At 46.0% G+C, this 1,003-nt stretch carries 1 protein-coding gene; it reads right to left on the bottom strand.

Features of this window, described 5'->3' with window-relative positions:
- Nucleotides 1-573: 573 nt before the first annotated feature.
- Entirely contained in the window at nucleotides 574-891 is a 318-nt protein-coding gene (locus tag A3738_RS07145) for an antibiotic biosynthesis monooxygenase (RefSeq protein WP_068763475.1), read from the bottom strand.
- Nucleotides 892-1,003 lie beyond the last annotated feature (112 nt).

Genomic DNA, 1,003 nt, shown 5'->3' with positions numbered 1-1,003 from the left:
TACGAAGGTGTGGATCTTTCAGAATGTGGTATGGAAGCATACCCAGAGTTCACTAAAGACTAATCAACTAGTCCTTAGTAAGATCTAAGAAGAAGGGCGCTCATTGAGCGCCCTTTTTTGTTGTCTATCGAATTGTTTGTTTAACCCTACGCATAAAAAGTTATTGTTTAGCATTCTATGTTTAGGAATAGACAGAAGCGATCATCCTCCCGTTCGTCATTCCGGACAGCGAAGCGTGACAAGGTGAATTGCGCAACGCGCAAGAGAGGGTGCCCTGGGGTATCCGGAATCTGGTTTGTGAATGCACAGAAATAGACATTAGCGGATGTTGAACTGCTGATGTCCGGTCGATCCTTGATGCGTACTTCTACAAAGAAGCGGACATTTCGCGGCGCGAAAACTTTTCGATTTATATACAGAAGCGGACGTCAGACAGGCAAGTTTTTAACTGGGATTTATTTCGAGTTTATATAGTAAGCAGACATGAACGCCTACAATAACGGGCCGCAGTGTAGGCGCGAAGCACCGAAACGTAGGTCCGAGCTAGCTTGCTGGCGGGCGTCGATTGTATTGTTAAATGCCGTAGTCACGTTCCACCTTCGATATACGAGTTTTGAACGATGCATACCATTTCTCATGACCAAGCCGTTGGGCTTCTTGGTGCCCTGCATTTTTCTTCCACCGCTTAATGGATTCAAGATCAGACCAATAAGATACGGTAATTCCAACATCCTCTCGCGCTGACTCTACACCTAAAAAGCCTGGTTGCTTTGACGCAAGCTCAACCATTCGATCTGCCATTTGGCCATAACCGTTATCACCTTCTGTACGGTGAGAAGTGAAAATTACTGCGTAGTAATGTGGTGCCGGTGTATTGGCTATGAGAGACATCTAAACTCCTTTGAGCATTTAACGCCGCTATAAAGGGCAGGCAATGCGCAGCATTGACTGTCCAGCCCAACTTGTTGGGCGATCTTTGATAGCCTGGTTATGTGTGATGTTG

The sequence above is a fragment of the Oleiphilus sp. HI0066 genome (assembly GCF_001635725.1).
The sequence above is the reverse complement of the archived record's forward strand: the minus strand, read 5'-3'. Positions and strand labels throughout refer to the sequence as shown.

Excerpts from the sequence above, each read along its gene's own strand:
- A3738_RS07145 (WP_068763475.1), bottom strand. The coding sequence starts at position 891 with ATGTCTCTCATAGCCAATACACCGGCACCACATTACTACGCAGTAATT.